Here is a 16,463-nt window from a genome sequence, read left to right on the forward strand (position 1 = left end):
CTTCGTCATGGTGGAGTTTCCTCTGTTGGTTGGTTTTGATCTCGACAATCAAATTTTCCAACAAAATCTCCACCGCCTCATCCCCGCCTGCAGATTTCAGCCCGTACACCAGATTCGACTATAGCTCGTGCGACTGGGCCGGTCGAAGAAGCGGCGAAATTAATCACTGAACTTGAAACATTAGATAGCCAAATTAGAGCACTAAGAGCCAACTTGGAAGACAGCGACTAGACAGACTATTTGGTTGGTGGAACCGCTTTACCCCTGCGCAAGTAATGTCGCCGAGTGGTTTGAAGTGTCTCATGACCTAAAAGATCACTTGCTGCCTGATCGCCTCGCACTTCGGAAGTGTCATCAGCAGCCTTCGCACGCAAGTCCTTAAACGAAAATTTTTTCAGCTCCGCTTTCCTATCAGGATGCGCAGCCCACGCCTGGGCCCTCGCTCGATCAAACTGGTAACGAAGCGCGGGGCCAGTCATGCTTTTTCCATGCTCGTTCACCAAGAGCGAAGCTGTAACGATTCTGCGCGCCTTCTTCTTTGCAGCGATTCGCTCTAAGAGCTCCGCCAACTTTCCGATGATGGCCACTCGTAACGGTTTGTTCACCTTGTTCTGAGTAATAAGCAGATGGCCGTCAACAATATCTCGGGCTGTCATTTTCAGAGTGTCCGCCGGCCGCTGGCCAGTAAGGTAAGCGAGGTCCATAGCGTCCCTGAGTGTGTCCTTTCCATGCTGGTAGACGAGATTGTAAATATCGTCCGTGATGTAGACGCTACTCTTGTTTAGCTTGAGTCCTCTGATGCCTTCGCATGGGTTGGATAAATCGGTGCGGGCATCGTCCGCCGCCGCCATGGCTTTGGCCTTGGTTTCGTCGGCCGCCTGCTTGGCCTGGGCGTAGATCAGGTCGACGCGCTGTTCGGCTTCGGCTGGCGACAGGCCGGTGCGGTTGGCGATCATTTGCGACAGATACAGGCGGTCTTCGCCGCTGATTTTGCCGGCGGCCAGATCGGCCTGCAGGATGCGGTTGATTTCCGCGCGCTGCGCGTCGGTCGCGGCGTCGCCGTTCGGTGCGCGCGGGATCATGTCGGCGAAGTAGGTGTTGGCGAGACCGCTGCCGGTTGCACCACCACCACTGGTTGTCGCCGCGGCGCCGGCCAGCACGGCCACCGTCGTGCTCCAACATATGCGCCGATACGGTGCAGCCATCCCTGCCGGCGTGCAAGCACCACTATTTTTAAATTGACATTCCAACCGGGACTGGTATTATGAAATCGTTTTCAGGAATTCAGAAAACGATTTCTGAGCAGGTTTTCTTGTAGTCCAGTGTTGTCTGTGGTTTTAAGCCCCTCGCGTCGTCACCGGCCGAGGGCTTTTTTTTATGCCATACTCGGCCGGTGTTTTTCTGCCGAGGTGCCAATGCCTGTTCTGAGTGTTGTTCTTGCCGCCGCCCTGGCGACCGCGCCGGCGTGCGTGGAGCCGCCGCCCGATCCCACCAATACCTACGATGCCGCGCACACCTACGACAAGCTGGTGCGCACCTATCCGGACATCCGCATTGCCAGCGACGCGTTGCCGCCGGGCGTCAGCAAGACGGCCGATCTGGTCTATGCCCAATACGGCACGCGCTGCCTGAAGCTCGATCTTTACCGGCCGCCGGGCGAGCGTCTGCCGGTGGTGGTGCTGGTGCATGGCGGCGGCTGGAAGGCGGGCTTTCGCGCGGAGTTCGTGCCGATGGCGTTGCGGCTGGCGCAGCACGGTTATGCGGCGGTGACGGTCAGCTATCGCTTGTCCGGCGAGGCGCGCTATCCGGCGGCGGTGCGGGATGTGCAGGCGGCTGTGGGCTGGGTGCGCGAGCATGCCGCCGCCTATGGCCTGGACCCGCGGCGGATCGCGCTGGCGGGCGGCTCGGCCGGCGGCCAGATCGCCAGCCTGGCCGGCCTGACCGGCACCGGCGAGGGCGTCAAGGCGATCATCAATATCGACGGCCTGTCCGACTTTACCAGCGAACTGGCGCTCCAGTACGAGGATGATCCGCGGAAGAACCCGTCGGCGGCCGGCGCCTGGTTCGGCGGCCGCTATGCCGAGCAGCCGGCGCTGTGGCGGGCGGCCTCGCCGATCCGCTATGTGCGCCCCGGCATGCCGCCCATCCTGTTCATCGGCAGCGGCCAGCCGCGCTTTTCCGCCGGGCGCGAAGAGATGATGGCGCGGATGGCGGCCGCCGGCGTGGCCAGCGACAAGGTCGTTCTGCCGGACACGCCGCATTCCTTCTGGTTGTTCGATCCGTGGCTGCAAACAACGGTTGAGGCCAGCGTGGCATTCCTGCATCGAAACTTGCCTTAGCCCATGTTAGTATCTAGACACTATGTACAAGACCCTCTTCCTGTTGCTGGCCATGGCTTGCGGCGCCGGCGCGCCGGCGCTGTCGCACGCCGTCGAACGGGTGGCGGTCGGCGCCAGCTTTAGCCATATCTACGAGCAGCGCGAGGATGGCAGCTGGCATGGCCTGGGCGTCGATGTACTGCGCCTGCTGGCCGAGCGCGCCGGCGACACTATGCGCTTCAAGCTGTATCCGTGGCCGCGCGCGATGGCGATGGTGGAGCGCGCCCAGGCCGACATTCTGGTCGGTCCGTACAAATCGCCGGAGCGCTTGAAGCGCCTGGCCTACACCGACCACGCCTTGTACCGCGACCGGGTGGTGTTCTATGGCCGCCGCAGCGGTCCGGCGGCGTGGCGCGGCGATCTGGCGCTGCTCAAGGGCAAGCGCATCGCCACCGTGCGCGGCTGGCATTACGGCAGCCAGTTCGAGCAGGCGCGGCCGCTGTTTGACATCAACGAAGTGCCGCAAGTGGAGAACGGCTTGCAGATGCTGGCGCTGGGCCGCATCGACTTGTTGGCAACCAACGAGCGCAATGTCACGCGCGCACTCGGCCCCTTGGGGCTGGGCGCGTCGGTGACGGCGTTGTGTCCCGACATCACGCAGCTCGATGGCTATCTGGCGTTTCCGCGCGCGCCGCACTATGCCGCCGTGCGCGAACGCTACAATGCGCTGTTCGCGCAAATGGTGCGGTCTGGCGAGCTGGCCCGCCTGGGCGTGCGCAACGGCGTGCGGGTGCCGCCGTATGGCGCCGCCGCCCGTGTTGCCCCCCCGTGCATGGAGAAAGCCCGATGAAGACGCCTCGATTCCGCTTGCTGGCGCTGTTTGGTCTGGGCCTGAGCCTGCTGCCCGCGCTGGCGCAGCCGCCCGCCGGCTTTGCGCCGATCCCGGTGCAATCCATCTTCCGCCCGCTGCAAGCCCAGGGCACGGCCGACGACGCGCTGGCCAGCGGCCGCGTGGTGGCCGGCACGTATGGGCCGGCGCCGCGCGCGAGCAAGCGCTGGCGCATCGCCTTCCTGTTCCCGCATATGAAGGACCCGTACTGGAGCGGCGTGGCCTACGGCGTCATCAGCGAAGCGCGGCGGCTGGGCGTGGCGGCCGACATCCTGCCCGCCAGCGGTTACGACGACCTGCAAGGCCAGCTGAAAAAAATGGACCAGGTGATCGCCGCCCGCTACGACGCCATCGTGTTGTCGCCGATCAGCATGACCGCCAACAACGCCTCGATCGCCAAGGCGCGCGCCGCCGGCATCACCGTGCTGGAGCTGGCCAATGACAGCCGCAGCGACGAGCTGGACTTGAAGGTCACCACCTCGCTGCGCGGCATGGGGCTGGAGGCGACGCGCTGGGTGATCCGCGACGCCCAGCGGCGCGGCCTCAAATCGATCAACCTGGCCCTGCTGCCGGGGCCGATGGGGGCGGGCTGGGTCAAGGGCGAGGTGGACGGCACGCGGATTGCCGCGCAGGAGGCGGCGATCGAGGTCAACATCCTGGACATCCGCTACGGCGACAGCGAGCGCGGCTTGCAGAGCGAGCTGACCGCGCGCATCCTGGCGCGGCATGGTCGCCGGCTCGATTACCTGCTCGGCTGCACCGGCTGCGCACCGGCGGCGCTGGCGCCGTTGAAGGCGGCCGGACTGAGCGACCGGGTGCGGGTGGTGGCGTATGACCTGACCAGCGACATCGCCCACCTGATCCGCACCAAGGCGATCGCGGCGGCGGCCGACACGCGCGGCGTGAGCCAGGCGCGGGTGGCGATCAACGCCGCCGTCAACCTGCTCGAAGGGCGCGGCGGCGAGCGGCCGCACACCATCCTGGTCAAGCTCGGCATGGTGGACCAGCAGAACCTGGCCAGCTATCCGTTTGATAGTTCGATCGCGCCGGAGGGCTACAAGGCGCAGCTGTCGTATGTGCCGCCGAAGGAATAGGGCGGCGGCAAATCGGGCGCGCATCCGGCCCCATCTTGGATTAATCTAGGCGGATGCAAAGACGAGGAGATCACCATGGTCCCGGAGCATGATCGGCGCCAGCCGAGGCCGCCAACGTCGGACACCGCCGGCTGGCATTCCTTTGATTTTATTGTGCGGCAGGCGTTGCAGGTGCAGCGCGAGATCGGCACGCCCGGCGCGGTCGAGCTGCTGCAAAACATGGGGCTCAATCCGCAAGTGATCGCGCGGGTGCTGGCGCCGGAGCGCCAGCTCCGCAGCGAGGATCTGCGCGCGCTGGGCCGCGACGTCTAAAACCGGGGTTTTTATTCCTGGTGGTGGAACGGCGCAAACCAGGTGACCAGGAAGGACGGGAGGGTCGCGGCCATCACCAGCCAGAAGTAGTGGACGTAGCCCAGCAGCTGTTGCAGGTGGCCGCTGACCACGCCCGTCACCATCATGCACAGGCCCATCAGGCCGGTGCCGAAGGCGTAGTGGGTGGTGCTGTACTTGCCCGGCGCCAGTTGCTGCATCAGGTAGATCATGAAGCCCACCGAGCCGAAGCCGTAGAAGAATTTTTCCGTCGCCACGCCGGCGCAAATGACGATCAGATTGTCCGGCTGGTAGTAGCTCATCAGCAGGAAGGTGACGTTCGGGATGTTGACCGCGCAGCACAGCGTGAACAGGGTGCGGCGCAGACCGCGCCGGGCGACGAAGATGCCGCCCAGCAGTGAACCCAGCAGCACGGCGATCAGGCCGTAGGTGCCGTAGATCAGCCCCAGCATTTCATTCGACAGCCCCAGCCCGCCCTGCGCCACCGGGTCGACCATGAAGAACGGCCCGATCTTTTCCAGCAGGCCGATGCTCAGGCGGAACACGAACGCGAACCCGACCATCAGCCACACGTCGCGCTTCTGGAAGAAGGTGACGAAGGAGTCCTTGAGGATGAAGGCGGCGTCGGCCACCGAGCGCGGCGCGTTCGCCGCCCTGGCGCCTTCCGGCATCACGCGCAGGTGCCAGACCGCCGTCAGCAGCGTGATGCCGGCCACGATGAAGAAGATCACGCGCCACGAGTCGATCCACGCCGGCCCGAACACGCCGGCCTCGTGCTTGAAGTAGTGGGTGTGCAGCCAGCCGCTCAGGTACACCATGCCGCCCGAGGCGACGATCGGGCCGACGTTCCAGCTCAGGCTCTGGATGCCGCAGAACAGCGATTGCGTCTTGCTGTCGAGCGAGGTGACGTAGACGCCGTCCGAGGCGATGTCCTGCGTCGCGCCCACCAGCGACAGCACGCCGAACAGGAACACCATGATCACCATGTAGTCCGGCAGCGACATCGCCAGCGCCACGCCGGCAAAGCCGAGGCCGACAATGAGCTGCGCGCACAGCACGAAGAATTTCTTGGTGCGGTACATTTCGACGAACGGCGCGAACAGCGGCTTGATGGTGTAGGCCAGGATCAGGTAGCTGGCGTACTGCGCCGCCTGGCCGTTGTCCATGCCGAGATTCTTGAACATGATCGAGGTCACGCTGGTGAGCATCATGTAGGTCAGCGCCATGGCGAAGTAGCCGCTCGGCACCCACAGCATCGGCGTGCCGGGCGCGAACATGGCGCGCAGCAGCGAGGGGGGGCGGGCGCCCGGCGCCATCTGCGGATCGGGGGTGTGTTGCACAGTCGATGGTGCGGTCATGATGTCATCCTCGTGATTCTCGTTGGTTCACCGGCTCTGCGGCCAGTTTATATGGAAACCGCCGACCCGAGGGCCGGCGGCGGTACGACAGTTGCGTTGCTCAGGCGGCGTTCGCGGTTTTCTGCGGACGCTGTTGGATCAGGTAATCGCGGTACCAGTGGGCGCTGTGCTTGAGCGTGCGCTTCTGCGTGGCGTAGTCGACGTGGACGATGCCGAAGCGCTTGGCGTAGCCGGAGTTCCATTCGAAGTTGTCCAGCAGGCTCCACAGGAAATAGCCCTGGATATTCACCCCTTGCAGGCGGGCGTCGTTGAGCGCCTTCAGGTGGCGCAGCACGAAGTCGATGCGCGCCGCGTCCGCAATCTCGCCGTCGACGATGGTGTCCGGATTGGCCATGCCGTTTTCGGTGATGTAGATCGGCGGCAGCGCATATGCGGCGTGCAGCTTCAGCAGCAGCTCGGTCAGGCCGTCCGGATAGATTTCCCAGCCCATGTCGGTCTTGCCCAGCTTGCATTCGGGCTGGCGCGGCGGCGTCTCGGTCGAGCAGAACGAACGGAAGTAGTAGTTCAGCCCCATGAAGTCGATCTTCTGATGGATGATGGCCAGGTCGCCGTCCTCCACCACCGGCGCGTTGTCGCCGTACACTCTCAGTGCCAGCTCGGGATAGTGGCCCTTGAAGATCGGGTCCATGAACCATTCGACCGAGCGCGCGTATTCGAAGGCGGCGGCGGCGCGGTCGGCCTCGCTGTCGGTGGCCGGATCGGCGGTCCACTGGTTCAGCACGATGCCCAGCTGGGCCGTGCTGCCGACCTCGCGCATCGCGCTCATCGCCAGGCCGTGCGACAGCAGCAGATGGTGCGACACCTGCACCGACTGCTTGAGGTTGGCCACGCCCGGCGCGAACTGCGCGTTGCCGTAGCCGAGGTTGGCCGTGCACCACGGCTCGTTGTGGGTGGCGATGGTTTTCACGCGGTTGCCGAAGCGCCGCGCCACTTCGGCGGCGTAGGTGGCGAAGTGGTAGGCGGTGTCACGGTTCAGCCAGCCGCCTTCGTCCTGCAGCCCCTGCGGCAGATCCCAGTGGAACAGCGTCACGTGGGCGTCGATGTGCCGGCTTTCGAGTTCCTTCAGCAGGCGGTCGTAGAAGTCCCAGCCGGCTTCGTTCCACGCGCCCTTGCCCTGCGGCTGCACGCGCGACCAGGCCATCGAGAAGCGGTAGGCGTCCACGCCCAGGCCGGCCATGATGGCCACGTCTTCAGGATAGCGGTGGTAGTGGTCGCAGGCGACGTCGCCGGTGGTGCCGTCGATGATCTTGCCGGGCGTGTGGGTGAAGGTGTCCCAGATCGACGGCCCTTTGCCGTCGACGTTCCAGGCGCCCTCGATCTGGAAGGCGCTGGTGGCGACGCCCCAGGTGAACGAGGCTGGGAATTGCGTGAAATCGGTCATTTTTTTATCAGGTCTGGTCTGCAGGGATGGGAGGACATTGCCACGTTTGAAAACGATTTCAAGCCTCGGGTGATGATTAGACCTCAACTATTTGTGAGTGTCAATCGATTTAAAAATGCGCCCGGCAAGCCTGATATAATGCCGCCTCCATAAAATTTCACGAGCAGGCCGACCATGTCCTCCGATACGCCGAAAGACGCCCCAGCGCGGGCCATGCTGTACGACCCGACCGAACACCGCATCCGCAGTTTCGTCACCCGTGCCGGCCGCCTGTCGACGGCGCAGGCGCGCTCGCTGGACGAACTCGGGCCGAAGTTCCTGATCCCCTACCAGAAAGCGCCGCTCTCTTATGAGCAGGCGTTCGGCCGCAAGGCGCCGGTGGTGCTGGAGATCGGCTTCGGCATGGGCGCCACCACCGCGCATATCGCCGGCGTGATGCCGGACAAGGACTTCATCGGCGTCGAAGTGCACACGCCCGGCGTGGGCAGCCTGCTCAAGCTGATCGGCGAGCAGCAACTGAGCAACCTGAAGGCGATCCAGCACGACGCGGTGGAGGTGCTGAACTTCATGATTCCGGACGGCTCGCTGCACGGCGTGCACATCTACTTCCCGGACCCATGGCACAAGGCGCGCCACAACAAGCGCCGCCTGATCCAGGCGCCGTTCGTCAAGCAACTGGTGCAGAAGCTGGAAGTGGGCGGCTACCTCCACCTGGCCACCGACTGGGAAGACTACGCGGTGCAGATGCTGGAGGTGCTCAGTGCGGAAGAGGGCCTGCAAAACACCGCCGACGGCTACGCGCCGCAGCCGGCCTACCGTCCGCTGACCAAGTTTGAAAACCGCGGCCTGAAGCTGGGCCACGGCGTCTGGGATCTGGTGTTCACCAAGAAGTAAATCGCCGGCGTGGCGGCTGGGCTTATTTCTCCAGCCGCTCCACGTCCAGCACCACCACATACTGTAGTCGCTTGCCCTGCCACAGCGCGCCACCGCGCACCTGCGCGTCGGTGGTGCTCAAGCGGCCGGCGGCGTCCTTCCTGCGCAGCAGTTCGCGGAACTTGATCGACGCTTTCTGCGACAGATAGCCGACCATGCGGCCCTCGATAAACACCGCCACCGCTTCGTTCTCATAGGCGTTGTGATCGTCCGGCATCAGCGTCGCCACATAGGGCGTGGCGGCGGCGCTGTCGCCATGTTCGCCGGCCAGCGCGCGCAGCGTGGCCTGGTAGCGCGACTCGTTCATCACCTCGACCAGGAAGTGGCCGCCATCCGACCAGTGCAGCGCCGGCGCTTCGTCCGGCAGCCTGGGCGCATACGGCACGCCGGTCGGCAGCGGCAAAGGCTTGGGCTGGTTCGGATTGGTCTTGATGATCGCGTAGACCACCGCCGCCGTGGCGGCGATGATCAGCAGGGAGATAAGAAGCTGCATGGCGTGCCGTGATGAGACAAAGGCCGATATCTTAACGCATGTCCTTGGCGCGATAGACGATTTTGCCGCCCACCACCGTTTCCAGCACCTTGATGTTGGCGATGTCCTCTTCTGGAATGGTGAAGAAATTGCGGTCCAATACGATCATGTCGGCCAGCTTGCCCACTTCCAGCGAGCCGGTGTCCTGTTCCTGGCGCAGCGTGTAGGCCGCGTTCAGCGTGATCGCGCGCAGCACCTCGGCGCGCGGCATGCCTGGTTGCGCGGTCAGCTTGCCGGCGTAGGCCTGGCCGGCGTTGGGCGCGGCGGTGCGGGTGACGCCGACTTTCAGCGCGAACCATTCATCCAGCGGATCGACCGGCCAATCGCTGCCATAGGCGATGCGCGCGCCGGCGTTCAGCAGCAGCGCCTGCGGCTCCACCACCGCGTAGCGTTGCGGGCCGAGATAATCCTTCAGCGCCTCCACGGTATCGGGCGCCGGTTTCGCCCATTGGAAGGACAGCACCGGCGTTACATCCAGTTTGGCGAAGCGCGGGTAGTCGGCCGGATCGACGATTTCATCGTGCGCCAGCGCCGGGCGCACGCGCTTGCCCTCGGGCGTGGCGCGCAGCTCTTCGATGGCGTCCAGCGTTTCGCGCACGGCGCGGTCGCCGTCGACGTGGATGTGCGGATCGATCTTGGCGCGCGCCAGTTCGGTCAGCGTGGCGCGCAGCGCGGCGGGCGAGAAGTAACTCGGCGGGCCGTTGTGCGGGCCCGGTTGCCAGTTCGGTTTCTCCTGCGTGCCCTGGTTGGTCAGGTACGGCGCCAGCATCGCGCCGGTGAGGGCCGGTGCGGCGATCACGCCATCCATGAACAGCTTGGCGTGGCGCACCTGCATCGATGGCGCCACCCTGGTCGGGCCCTGGTCGAATTGCTTCTGCTGCTTGAGCAGTTCGGCCACCGCGCTGTGCGGCGTCGCCCCCTTATCCAGATCGATCAGCACCGCGAAGTGCGCGCGCGCCGTCAGCTTGCCCTGTTTTTGCAGGGTGGCGAAGGCGGTCATGGTTTCCGGATCGGTGTAGGCGTCGAGGAAGCTGGTGATGCCTTGCTGGCGCATCGCCGCCAGCGCCGCCTTGGACGCCGACAGATTCTCGGCCACCGTCAGCGGCGGCAGCAGGTTCATGGCCAGGTCCTGCGCGGCGTCTTCCAGCAGACCGGTGGCGTTGCCCTGGGCGTCGCGGGTGATGCTGCCGCCCGCCGGATTGGGCGTGTCGCGCGTGATCTTCGCCGTCTTGATGCCTTTGGAGTTCAGCAGCGCCGAGTGACCGAACGATGAGCGCACGATGATCGGGCGCTCGGTCTTGAGCGCGTCGAGCATGGCGGCGGTGGTTGCCACGCCCTCCGGCCGCATGCCTTGCTGGAACCAGTTCACCACGATCATCCAGCGCTCCGGCCCGGACTTCTTGTCCTGGTCCAGACAGGCCTGGATGCGCGACTGGAACTGCGCCACCGTCAGCGACTCGTAATTCAGGCTGCAGTTCAGCAGGCGGCTGCCGCCCGATTGCGGATGCAGATGGCCGTCGATCAGGCCGGGCATCAGCATGCGGCCTTGCAGGTCGATGGTGTCGGTGCGCTTGCCGGCGTAGGCCTTGGCGCCGTCGTTGTCGCCGACGTAGACGATGCGGCCGCCGCGCACCGCCAGCGCCTGCTGGACGCTGTCCCTGGCGTCGACCGTGTAGAGGTAGCCGTTGCGGTAGATGGTGTCGGCCGGAGCGGGGGCGGGCGCGGGTGCTGCTTGGGCGGTGAGGCTCACCGCGAGCGCGGCAAGCAGGCCAGTACGGAACATGCAATCTCCTCTGAGCAGGTAAGGCGTTGGGGCCGATCGCGCGGCAACGAGCTTATGCCATTTCGTTGATCAGTTCGACGATCTCGTCGCCGTAGGATGCCAGCTTTTTCTCGCCGACGCCGGAAATGCCGCGCAACTCGTCGAGCGCGGTCGGGCGGGCCTTGGCGATTTCGCGCAGCGTGGCGTCGTTGAAGATGATGTAGGCGGCCACATTGTGCTCGCGCGCCGTGCCCATGCGCCAGGAGCGCAGGCGGTCGAAGATCTTCTGCTCGTGCGTCGACAGGTCGCTCTCCACATAGCCCTTGGCGGCGCGGCTCGGTTTGGCCGCCTTGACCGGTTTCTGGTACTGGCGCAGCTGCACCTTCTGGCCGCCCTTGAGCACCGGGCGCGCGGCGTCGGTCAGTTTCAGCGAGCTGAATTGTTCGTGGTCCACCGTCAACAGGCCAAGCGCGATCACCTGGCGCAAAATCGCCCGCCATTCCTGCTCGCTGCGATCAGCGCCGATGCCGAACACCGACAGCGAGTCGTGGTGCCAGGTCTTGATGCGCTCGGTCTCCTGGCCGCGCAGCACGTCGATCACATGGCCGGCGGCGAAGCGCTGGTCGACCCGGTACACCGTCGACAGCAGCTTTTGCACCGGCACCGTGCCGTCGAACGACACCGGCGGAATCAGGCAGGTGTCGCAATTGCCGCAAGGGCCGGCCGGTTCGCCGAAGTAGTCGAGCAGGCGCACGCGCCGGCAGCTCAGCGTCTCGCACAGGCCGAGCATCGCGTCGAGCTTGTTGCCCAGCACGCGCTTGAAGGTTTCGTCGGCCTCGGATTCATCGATCATGCGCCGCTGCAGCACCACGTCCTGCAGGCCGTAGGCCATCCAGGCGCTGGACGGCTCGCCGTCGCGGCCGGCGCGGCCGGTCTCCTGGTAATAGCCCTCGATACTTTTCGGCAGGTCCAGGTGGCAGACGAAACGCACGTTCGGCTTGTCGATGCCCATGCCGAAGGCGATGGTGGCGCACATGACGATGGTTTCCTCGCGCAGGAACCTGGCCTGGTTGGCGGCGCGCTTGGCGTGGTCCATGCCGGCGTGGTAGGCCAGCGCGCGCACGCCGTTCTCGTTGAGGAATTCGGCGGTCTCCTCGACCTTCTTGCGCGACAGGCAGTAGACGATGCCGCAGTCGCCGCCATGCTCGGTGGTGATGAAGTCCAGAAGCTGCTTGCGGCCGTTGGCCTTTTCAACGATCTGGTAGCGGATGTTGGGGCGGTCGAACGAGGACACGAATTGCGCCGCGTCTTCCAGTTGCAGCCGGTGCACGATCTCGGCGCGCGTCTGCGGGTCGGCGGTGGCGGTCAGCGCGATGCGCGGCACGTTGGGGAACTGCTCGTGCAGGATCGACAGCTTGATGTATTCGGGGCGGAAATCATGGCCCCATTGCGACACGCAGTGCGCCTCGTCGATGGCGAACAGCGCGATGCGCGAACTCTGGAACAGGTTCAGGCAGCGCTCCGTCATCAGGCGCTCGGGCGCGACGTAGACCAGATCGATCTCGCCGCTGCGCACCAGGCGCTCGATGCGGCTGGCCTCCTCGTAGGTCTGGGTGGAGTTGAGGAAGGCCGCGCGCACGCCGACCTCCTCCAGCGCGTCGACCTGGTCCTGCATCAGCGCGATCAGCGGCGAGACCACCACGCCGACGCCATCGCGCAGCAGGGCGGGGATCTGGTAGCACAGCGACTTGCCGCCGCCGGTGGGCATCAGGACCAGAGCGTCGCCACCGCCGGCTACATGGCTGACAATCTCCCCCTGCTGCCCGCGGAAGGCCGGGTAGCCAAACACGGTTTGCAACAGATGGAGGGCGCGTTCGTTGGTGTCCTGATCAATCATGATGCTACTGCAACTACTTTATAAAAGGTTTAGTCCTTCCAGACGATCACGCCAGTGTAACCTGTGATGAGCACCAGCAGGCCAAAAGCGATGCGATACCACGCAAAAATCGTGAAAGTATGGGTGGCGACGTAGCGCAGCAGCCAGCGCACGCAGAAGAACGCCGAGATGAACGCCGACACGGTGCCGATGGTAAACATCGGCAGATCGGACAGCGCCAGCAGGTCGCGCGCCTTGAGCAGCGAGTAGGCCGAGGCGATCAGCAGCGTCGGAATCCCCAGCAGGAAGGAAAACTCGGTCGCCGCCTGGCGCGAAAAGCCGAACATCATGCCGCCGATGATGGTCGAGCCGGAGCGGCTGGTGCCCGGAATCAGCGCGAAGGCCTGGGCGATGCCCATTTTCAGCGCGTCGAGCGGCGTCATGTCGTCGACCGAATGGATGCGCACCGAGACCGGGTTGGCGGCCACATGGCGCTCGACGATCAGGATGATGACGCCGCCGACGATCAGCGCCAAGGCCACCGGCACCGGCTTGAACAGGTATTCCTTCAGCAGATTGCCCAGCGTCAGGCCGAGGATGGCCAGCGGCATGAAGGCGATGGCGATGTTCAGCGCGAAGCGTTGCTGCCTGCGGTCGCTGGTCAGCCCGGTGGTGACCTTGGCGATGCGGGCGCGGTACTCCCAGCAGACGGCGAAGATGGCGCCGGCCTGGATCACGATTTCAAAGACATTGATTTTTTCTTCCATGCCCTGAAAGCCCAGCAGATGTTCAGTGAGGATCAGATGGCCGGTGGAGGAAATCGGCAGGAATTCCGTGAAGCCTTCAACCAGGCCCATGATCAGGGCTTTCAACGCAAGAATAATATCCATGAAATTAAGTATTGACAGGTGGCGGTGGGAGAAAACAGTCCGTGGCGAGGAGGGCGCCGGGGCCGAAGCTTAACATGATCGGCATGTTGTTTTCTAATTATGACGCAACTGTAATACCCGTTTTTGTCTGACAGGCGCTAGCGCAGTTTGAGAATGGCCGTCAGGGCGCCGTTTTTCTCCAGCGCGTTGATCGCCGCGTTCACTTCCGCGACCGTGATGTCGCTCTTGCGGGACACGGCGCACATGGTCTTGACCTCCAGGATCGGCATCACATGGTAGCCCGGCGGCAGGGCGCCGTCGGCGGCGTGCTGGGTGATCACGTTGCGCGTGGTGACCAGATGATCGAAACGGCCGGCGGCCCATTTCCTGAATGACAAAGCGCTGTTGGGCGCGTCGTCGCGGACGAAGTCTTTGCCCAGCGCTTGCTCCAGCGTGGGGTAGCGGAAGCCCAGCACCGTGCCGAGACGCTTGCCGCGCAAGTCTGCCAGCGATGCCGGTGGCGTCACGCGCGGCATGGTCAGCAGGACCTCGGAGACCGGGATGAAGGCGCGCGTCCAGTCGACGTCGCCAGGCATCCACGTCGGCAGATAGCTGCATAGCAGATCACCGCCGCCGCCTTCCAGCGCCGCCATGATGCGCGTGCGCGGCAGCAGCACATACCGTACCGGGCGGCCTAGCTGATGCGCCAGCGCGGCGCCCATTTTTTGCTGGAAGCCGGACGGCTGCTGCGGGTCGGTGCTGAGCAGGCCATCGGTCTTCACCACATAGCGCAGCGGCGCCTTGTCGGCCGCCTGTGCCGCGGTGACGGCCAACAACATGGCAAACAGCATGGCCAACAACAGTGGTTTCATCATCGGTGTAATCCTGTGTGCATTGGGGGGACTGTTGGACGCGGTTCTTAGGTCCCAACCTGTCGGAGCTCAAATGATGCAGGTAGGCGCCGTGGCGCGCTCCAGTTCATTCAACCATCGGATAGCCTGTTCCCGGCTGGACCCGCACATTTCTTGTGATGGCTGCAAGCCGCCACAAAAAGCCGGCCGCTCCGGCTGACCAAAGATGCGGCAACGGTTGTCGTCCGCCAGCTGGATGCAGCGGACCCCTGCCGGCTTGCCGTCCGGCATGCCGGGGATCGGGCTGGTGATCGAGGGGGCCGTGCAGCAGGCGCCGCAGTGGGGCCGGCACTCCGGGGGCGACGTGGTTGGCTTCATAGGGGCGGTATTTTACCGCGCATCGGCGCCGCGCAGCCAGTTGCCCACGGCGTCGGCCACCCAGGCGCCGTCATCCAGCGGCAGGTCGTGGCCGGCGCTCGGGTGCACGGCGTGCGGCGTCTGCCAGGCGCGCGCCAGGTTGGCCGAGCAGCGCGGATCGACCAGTTGGTCGCCGGCGCTGCTCAGCACCAGCAGCGGCACCGGCGGCCGCGCGGCCGGCGCGCGGAAGCGGGCGGCGGACCACAGCTGGCGCAGCGCGTTGGCGCGCGTGACCGGGTATTCGCGCTGGTACCCGAGCCAGCGTTCCAGCAGGCCCTGGCGCTGCGCGATGTCGCCGTCGCGGCTGGTCAGGCGCAGTATCAGCCGTTCCTGATTTTCCACGCCGCCGGCCCACAGTTGCTGGACGATGGCCGGGTAGTTCTGCCAGCGCAGGCGCTGGTGGAAGCGGCTGTAGGGCCGCATCGAGGTGTTGATCAGCACGCAGCGCGCGATCTCGTCCGGATAGCGGCTGGCCCATTCCACCGCCACCATGCCGCCCAGCGACAGCGCCAGCAGCGACCACGGCGCCGGCACGCCGCGCGCGCGCAAATCGGCGCGGCAGAATTCCACCATCGCCGCCACCGTCGTGGCGCTGCGCAGCGCGTGCCGCTCGCCGTTGCCCGGCAGGTCGGGCGTGACGATGCGGGCGTCCGGCAGCACCCGCGCCAGCTCGCCGGGGAAGCGGCCCCAGTGGCGCTGTTCGCGCATCAGGCCGCGCAGCAGCACCCAGTTGCTCATGTGTGATACCACTGCGTCAGCGCGCGGCGATGCTGCACGGTGCGCGCCATGCCTTCCGGCAGCCAGCGGCCGTGGCTGTTGGCCGCGCGCATCAGGAAGTCGAACAGGATCAGGTGGCGCCGCAGCACGCGCTGCAGCCGGTGCCGCGCGGTCGGGTTGAACATGGCGATGCGGTCGAAGATCTGGCGCGGATTTTTCTTCACCCACAGCCACGAGCCCATTTCCAGCGTCAGCGGCAGGAACACGTTCTGGCCGTTGAGGTAGAGGTAGTCCCACAGGTCGCCGTGGGTGCGGTACTGGCGGCTCTGCGGCTCGAACACGTAGTTGTGGTTCGGGTAGCTCTGGCTGAACAGTTCTTCCAGCGCGCCGATGTCGGCCAGGTGCGGGATCGGCGTGGCGGTGTGCGCGTGCGGGAACCAGACACGGTCGCGCAGGCCGAAGCCGGAGTGGCAGTCGAGCGCCATGCTGAACTGGCGCGGTAGCAGCTCGCGCCGGACCACCTCGCACACCGCCTCGGCCTCCGGCTGCATCGGCGCGCCGCGCGCGCCGCGATACCACGGCAGGTGATGGCTGAAGGTTTGCCCGCCCAGCATGAACGGCACTTTTTCGACCGCGCTCAGCGGCGCGTTACGCATCAGGTCCACGCCTTGCGGGTTGCAGCGCGTGGCCTGCCACATGCCGCCCGGATTGACCAGCGGCATGAACACCAGCCGCATCGATTCCAGTTGCTGGTGCAGCGTGCTGTCCCAGCGCAGCCGCGCCAGCAGGCTTTCCATGAACGACAGCACCACTTGTGTGCCGATCCGTTCCAGCCCGTGGATGCCGCCGAAGAAGCCCAGCGCCGGCACATCCGGACTGGGATTGCCGAGGGCGATGGTGTAGACCGGGAACTGGCGGCCGTCGATGGCCACCGTATGTGGCGTCGCCACTTCGAGATGCTTCCCGCCTTCATCGATCAGACGCTTGAGGGTGATGAGTTCGGGCAGGTTCTTCTCGGGCATGACGGGGACGCAAAAAGATGTGATCGACAGTGTAGCCGATATTCACCGCGTCTC

16 protein-coding genes are annotated in these 16,463 nt (G+C 65.1%); 5 read left to right on the forward strand and 11 right to left on the reverse strand.

Annotated features, from left to right (window positions below; all coding sequences use genetic code 11):
* Window positions 1-236: 236 nt before the first annotated feature.
* Window positions 237-1,166: a tyrosine-type recombinase/integrase gene (locus tag GTP44_RS06560; protein ID WP_371867161.1), complete on the reverse strand. Its 930-nt coding sequence runs from the start codon at window positions 1,164-1,166 to the stop codon at window positions 237-239.
* A gap of 249 nt (window positions 1,167-1,415) precedes the next feature.
* Here GTP44_RS06560 and GTP44_RS06565 point away from each other — a divergent pair, with 249 nt between their 5' ends.
* The 4 genes from GTP44_RS06565 to GTP44_RS06580 all read left to right on the forward strand — a co-directional run bounded on the left by GTP44_RS06565 (window position 1,416) and on the right by GTP44_RS06580 (window position 4,613).
* Window positions 1,416-2,339 (forward strand): alpha/beta hydrolase, encoded by a 924-nt coding sequence (locus GTP44_RS06565; protein WP_161018795.1) that lies wholly within the window; start codon window positions 1,416-1,418, stop codon window positions 2,337-2,339.
* A gap of 22 nt (window positions 2,340-2,361) precedes the next feature.
* Window positions 2,362-3,168, forward strand: coding sequence for a substrate-binding periplasmic protein (locus tag GTP44_RS06570; RefSeq protein ID WP_161018796.1), 807 nt, complete (start codon window positions 2,362-2,364; stop codon window positions 3,166-3,168).
* Window positions 3,165-4,301 carry a TMAO reductase system periplasmic protein TorT gene (gene torT / locus GTP44_RS06575; RefSeq protein ID WP_161018797.1) on the forward strand — a complete coding sequence of 379 codons (1,137 nt, stop codon included), beginning with the start codon at window positions 3,165-3,167 and terminating at the stop codon, window positions 4,299-4,301. The genes GTP44_RS06570 and torT overlap by 4 nt, the downstream gene beginning before the upstream one ends.
* A 75-nt stretch (window positions 4,302-4,376) precedes the next feature.
* Window positions 4,377-4,613, forward strand: coding sequence for a hypothetical protein (locus GTP44_RS06580; RefSeq protein WP_161018798.1), 237 nt, complete (start codon window positions 4,377-4,379; stop codon window positions 4,611-4,613).
* Window positions 4,614-4,624: 11 nt separating this feature from the next.
* Here GTP44_RS06580 and GTP44_RS06585 read toward each other — a convergent pair whose 3' ends face one another.
* Both GTP44_RS06585 and GTP44_RS06590 read right to left on the reverse strand, forming a co-directional pair.
* Complete coding sequence (locus GTP44_RS06585) at window positions 4,625-5,947, reverse strand: MFS transporter (protein ID WP_229256816.1); 1,323 nt, start codon at window positions 5,945-5,947, stop codon at window positions 4,625-4,627.
* Window positions 5,948-6,089: 142 nt separating this feature from the next.
* On the reverse strand, window positions 6,090-7,430 hold the full coding sequence (locus GTP44_RS06590) for a GH1 family beta-glucosidase (protein WP_161018799.1): 1,341 nt from the start codon (window positions 7,428-7,430) through the stop codon (window positions 6,090-6,092).
* Between the two features lie 213 nt (window positions 7,431-7,643).
* Here GTP44_RS06590 and trmB point away from each other — a divergent pair, with 213 nt between their 5' ends.
* A complete protein-coding gene (trmB, locus tag GTP44_RS06595) occupies window positions 7,644-8,324 on the forward strand; it encodes a tRNA (guanosine(46)-N7)-methyltransferase TrmB (RefSeq protein WP_160989335.1) in 681 nt (226 codons plus the stop codon).
* Between the two features lie 22 nt (window positions 8,325-8,346).
* Here trmB and GTP44_RS06600 read toward each other — a convergent pair whose 3' ends face one another.
* The 8 genes from GTP44_RS06600 to GTP44_RS06635 all read right to left on the reverse strand — a co-directional run bounded on the left by GTP44_RS06600 (window position 8,347) and on the right by GTP44_RS06635 (window position 16,409).
* The gene (locus tag GTP44_RS06600) at window positions 8,347-8,856 is read right to left on the reverse strand and encodes a hypothetical protein (protein WP_161018800.1); all 510 of its coding nucleotides are present in this window, start codon (window positions 8,854-8,856) and stop codon (window positions 8,347-8,349) included.
* Between the two features lie 31 nt (window positions 8,857-8,887).
* Window positions 8,888-10,678: an amidohydrolase gene (locus GTP44_RS06605; RefSeq protein WP_161018801.1), complete on the reverse strand. Its 1,791-nt coding sequence runs from the start codon at window positions 10,676-10,678 to the stop codon at window positions 8,888-8,890.
* 52 nt (window positions 10,679-10,730) lie between these two features.
* Window positions 10,731-12,554, reverse strand: a complete 1,824-nt coding sequence (gene recQ, locus GTP44_RS06610) for a DNA helicase RecQ (RefSeq protein WP_161018802.1) — start codon at window positions 12,552-12,554, stop codon at window positions 10,731-10,733.
* A gap of 29 nt (window positions 12,555-12,583) precedes the next feature.
* Window positions 12,584-13,423 carry an undecaprenyl-diphosphate phosphatase gene (locus GTP44_RS06615; RefSeq protein WP_161018803.1) on the reverse strand — a complete coding sequence of 280 codons (840 nt, stop codon included), beginning with the start codon at window positions 13,421-13,423 and terminating at the stop codon, window positions 12,584-12,586.
* Between the two features lie 137 nt (window positions 13,424-13,560).
* Entirely contained in the window at window positions 13,561-14,277 is a 717-nt protein-coding gene (locus tag GTP44_RS06620; protein ID WP_161018804.1) for a substrate-binding periplasmic protein, read from the reverse strand.
* Between the two features lie 66 nt (window positions 14,278-14,343).
* Window positions 14,344-14,631 (reverse strand): YkgJ family cysteine cluster protein, encoded by a 288-nt coding sequence (locus tag GTP44_RS06625; RefSeq protein ID WP_160989128.1) that lies wholly within the window; start codon window positions 14,629-14,631, stop codon window positions 14,344-14,346.
* 12 nt (window positions 14,632-14,643) lie between these two features.
* Window positions 14,644-15,408 (reverse strand): alpha/beta fold hydrolase, encoded by a 765-nt coding sequence (locus tag GTP44_RS06630; RefSeq protein WP_161018805.1) that lies wholly within the window; start codon window positions 15,406-15,408, stop codon window positions 14,644-14,646.
* Complete coding sequence (locus GTP44_RS06635; RefSeq protein ID WP_161018806.1) at window positions 15,405-16,409, reverse strand: M14 family zinc carboxypeptidase; 1,005 nt, start codon at window positions 16,407-16,409, stop codon at window positions 15,405-15,407. The genes GTP44_RS06630 and GTP44_RS06635 overlap by 4 nt, the downstream gene beginning before the upstream one ends.
* Window positions 16,410-16,463 lie beyond the last annotated feature (54 nt).

It is taken from the genome of Duganella lactea (assembly GCF_009857505.1).
Lineage (GTDB): Bacteria > Pseudomonadota > Gammaproteobacteria > Burkholderiales > Burkholderiaceae_D > Rugamonas > Rugamonas lactea.

What these genes read in the sequence shown, in the direction of transcription:
- GTP44_RS06635 (WP_161018806.1), bottom strand. Translation starts at nt 16,409, where the DNA reads ATGCCCGAGAAGAACCTGCCCGAACTCATCACCCTCAAGCGTCTGATC.
- GTP44_RS06620 (WP_161018804.1), bottom strand. Translation starts at nt 14,277, where the DNA reads ATGATGAAACCACTGTTGTTGGCCATGCTGTTTGCCATGTTGTTGGCC.
- recQ (WP_161018802.1), bottom strand. Translation starts at nt 12,554, where the DNA reads ATGATTGATCAGGACACCAACGAACGCGCCCTCCATCTGTTGCAAACC.
- GTP44_RS06585 (WP_229256816.1), bottom strand. Translation starts at nt 5,947, where the DNA reads ATGGCGCCGGGCGCCCGCCCCCCCTCGCTGCTGCGCGCCATGTTCGCG.
- GTP44_RS06590 (WP_161018799.1), bottom strand. Translation starts at nt 7,430, where the DNA reads ATGACCGATTTCACGCAATTCCCAGCCTCGTTCACCTGGGGCGTCGCC.
- GTP44_RS06625 (WP_160989128.1), bottom strand. Translation starts at nt 14,631, where the DNA reads ATGAAGCCAACCACGTCGCCCCCGGAGTGCCGGCCCCACTGCGGCGCC.
- torT (WP_161018797.1), top strand. Translation starts at nt 3,165, where the DNA reads ATGAAGACGCCTCGATTCCGCTTGCTGGCGCTGTTTGGTCTGGGCCTG.
- GTP44_RS06565 (WP_161018795.1), top strand. Translation starts at nt 1,416, where the DNA reads ATGCCTGTTCTGAGTGTTGTTCTTGCCGCCGCCCTGGCGACCGCGCCG.
- GTP44_RS06600 (WP_161018800.1), bottom strand. Translation starts at nt 8,856, where the DNA reads ATGCAGCTTCTTATCTCCCTGCTGATCATCGCCGCCACGGCGGCGGTG.
- GTP44_RS06605 (WP_161018801.1), bottom strand. Translation starts at nt 10,678, where the DNA reads ATGTTCCGTACTGGCCTGCTTGCCGCGCTCGCGGTGAGCCTCACCGCC.
- trmB (WP_160989335.1), top strand. Translation starts at nt 7,644, where the DNA reads ATGCTGTACGACCCGACCGAACACCGCATCCGCAGTTTCGTCACCCGT.
- GTP44_RS06570 (WP_161018796.1), top strand. Translation starts at nt 2,362, where the DNA reads ATGTACAAGACCCTCTTCCTGTTGCTGGCCATGGCTTGCGGCGCCGGC.
- GTP44_RS06630 (WP_161018805.1), bottom strand. Translation starts at nt 15,408, where the DNA reads ATGAGCAACTGGGTGCTGCTGCGCGGCCTGATGCGCGAACAGCGCCAC.
- GTP44_RS06580 (WP_161018798.1), top strand. Translation starts at nt 4,377, where the DNA reads ATGGTCCCGGAGCATGATCGGCGCCAGCCGAGGCCGCCAACGTCGGAC.
- GTP44_RS06615 (WP_161018803.1), bottom strand. Translation starts at nt 13,423, where the DNA reads ATGGATATTATTCTTGCGTTGAAAGCCCTGATCATGGGCCTGGTTGAA.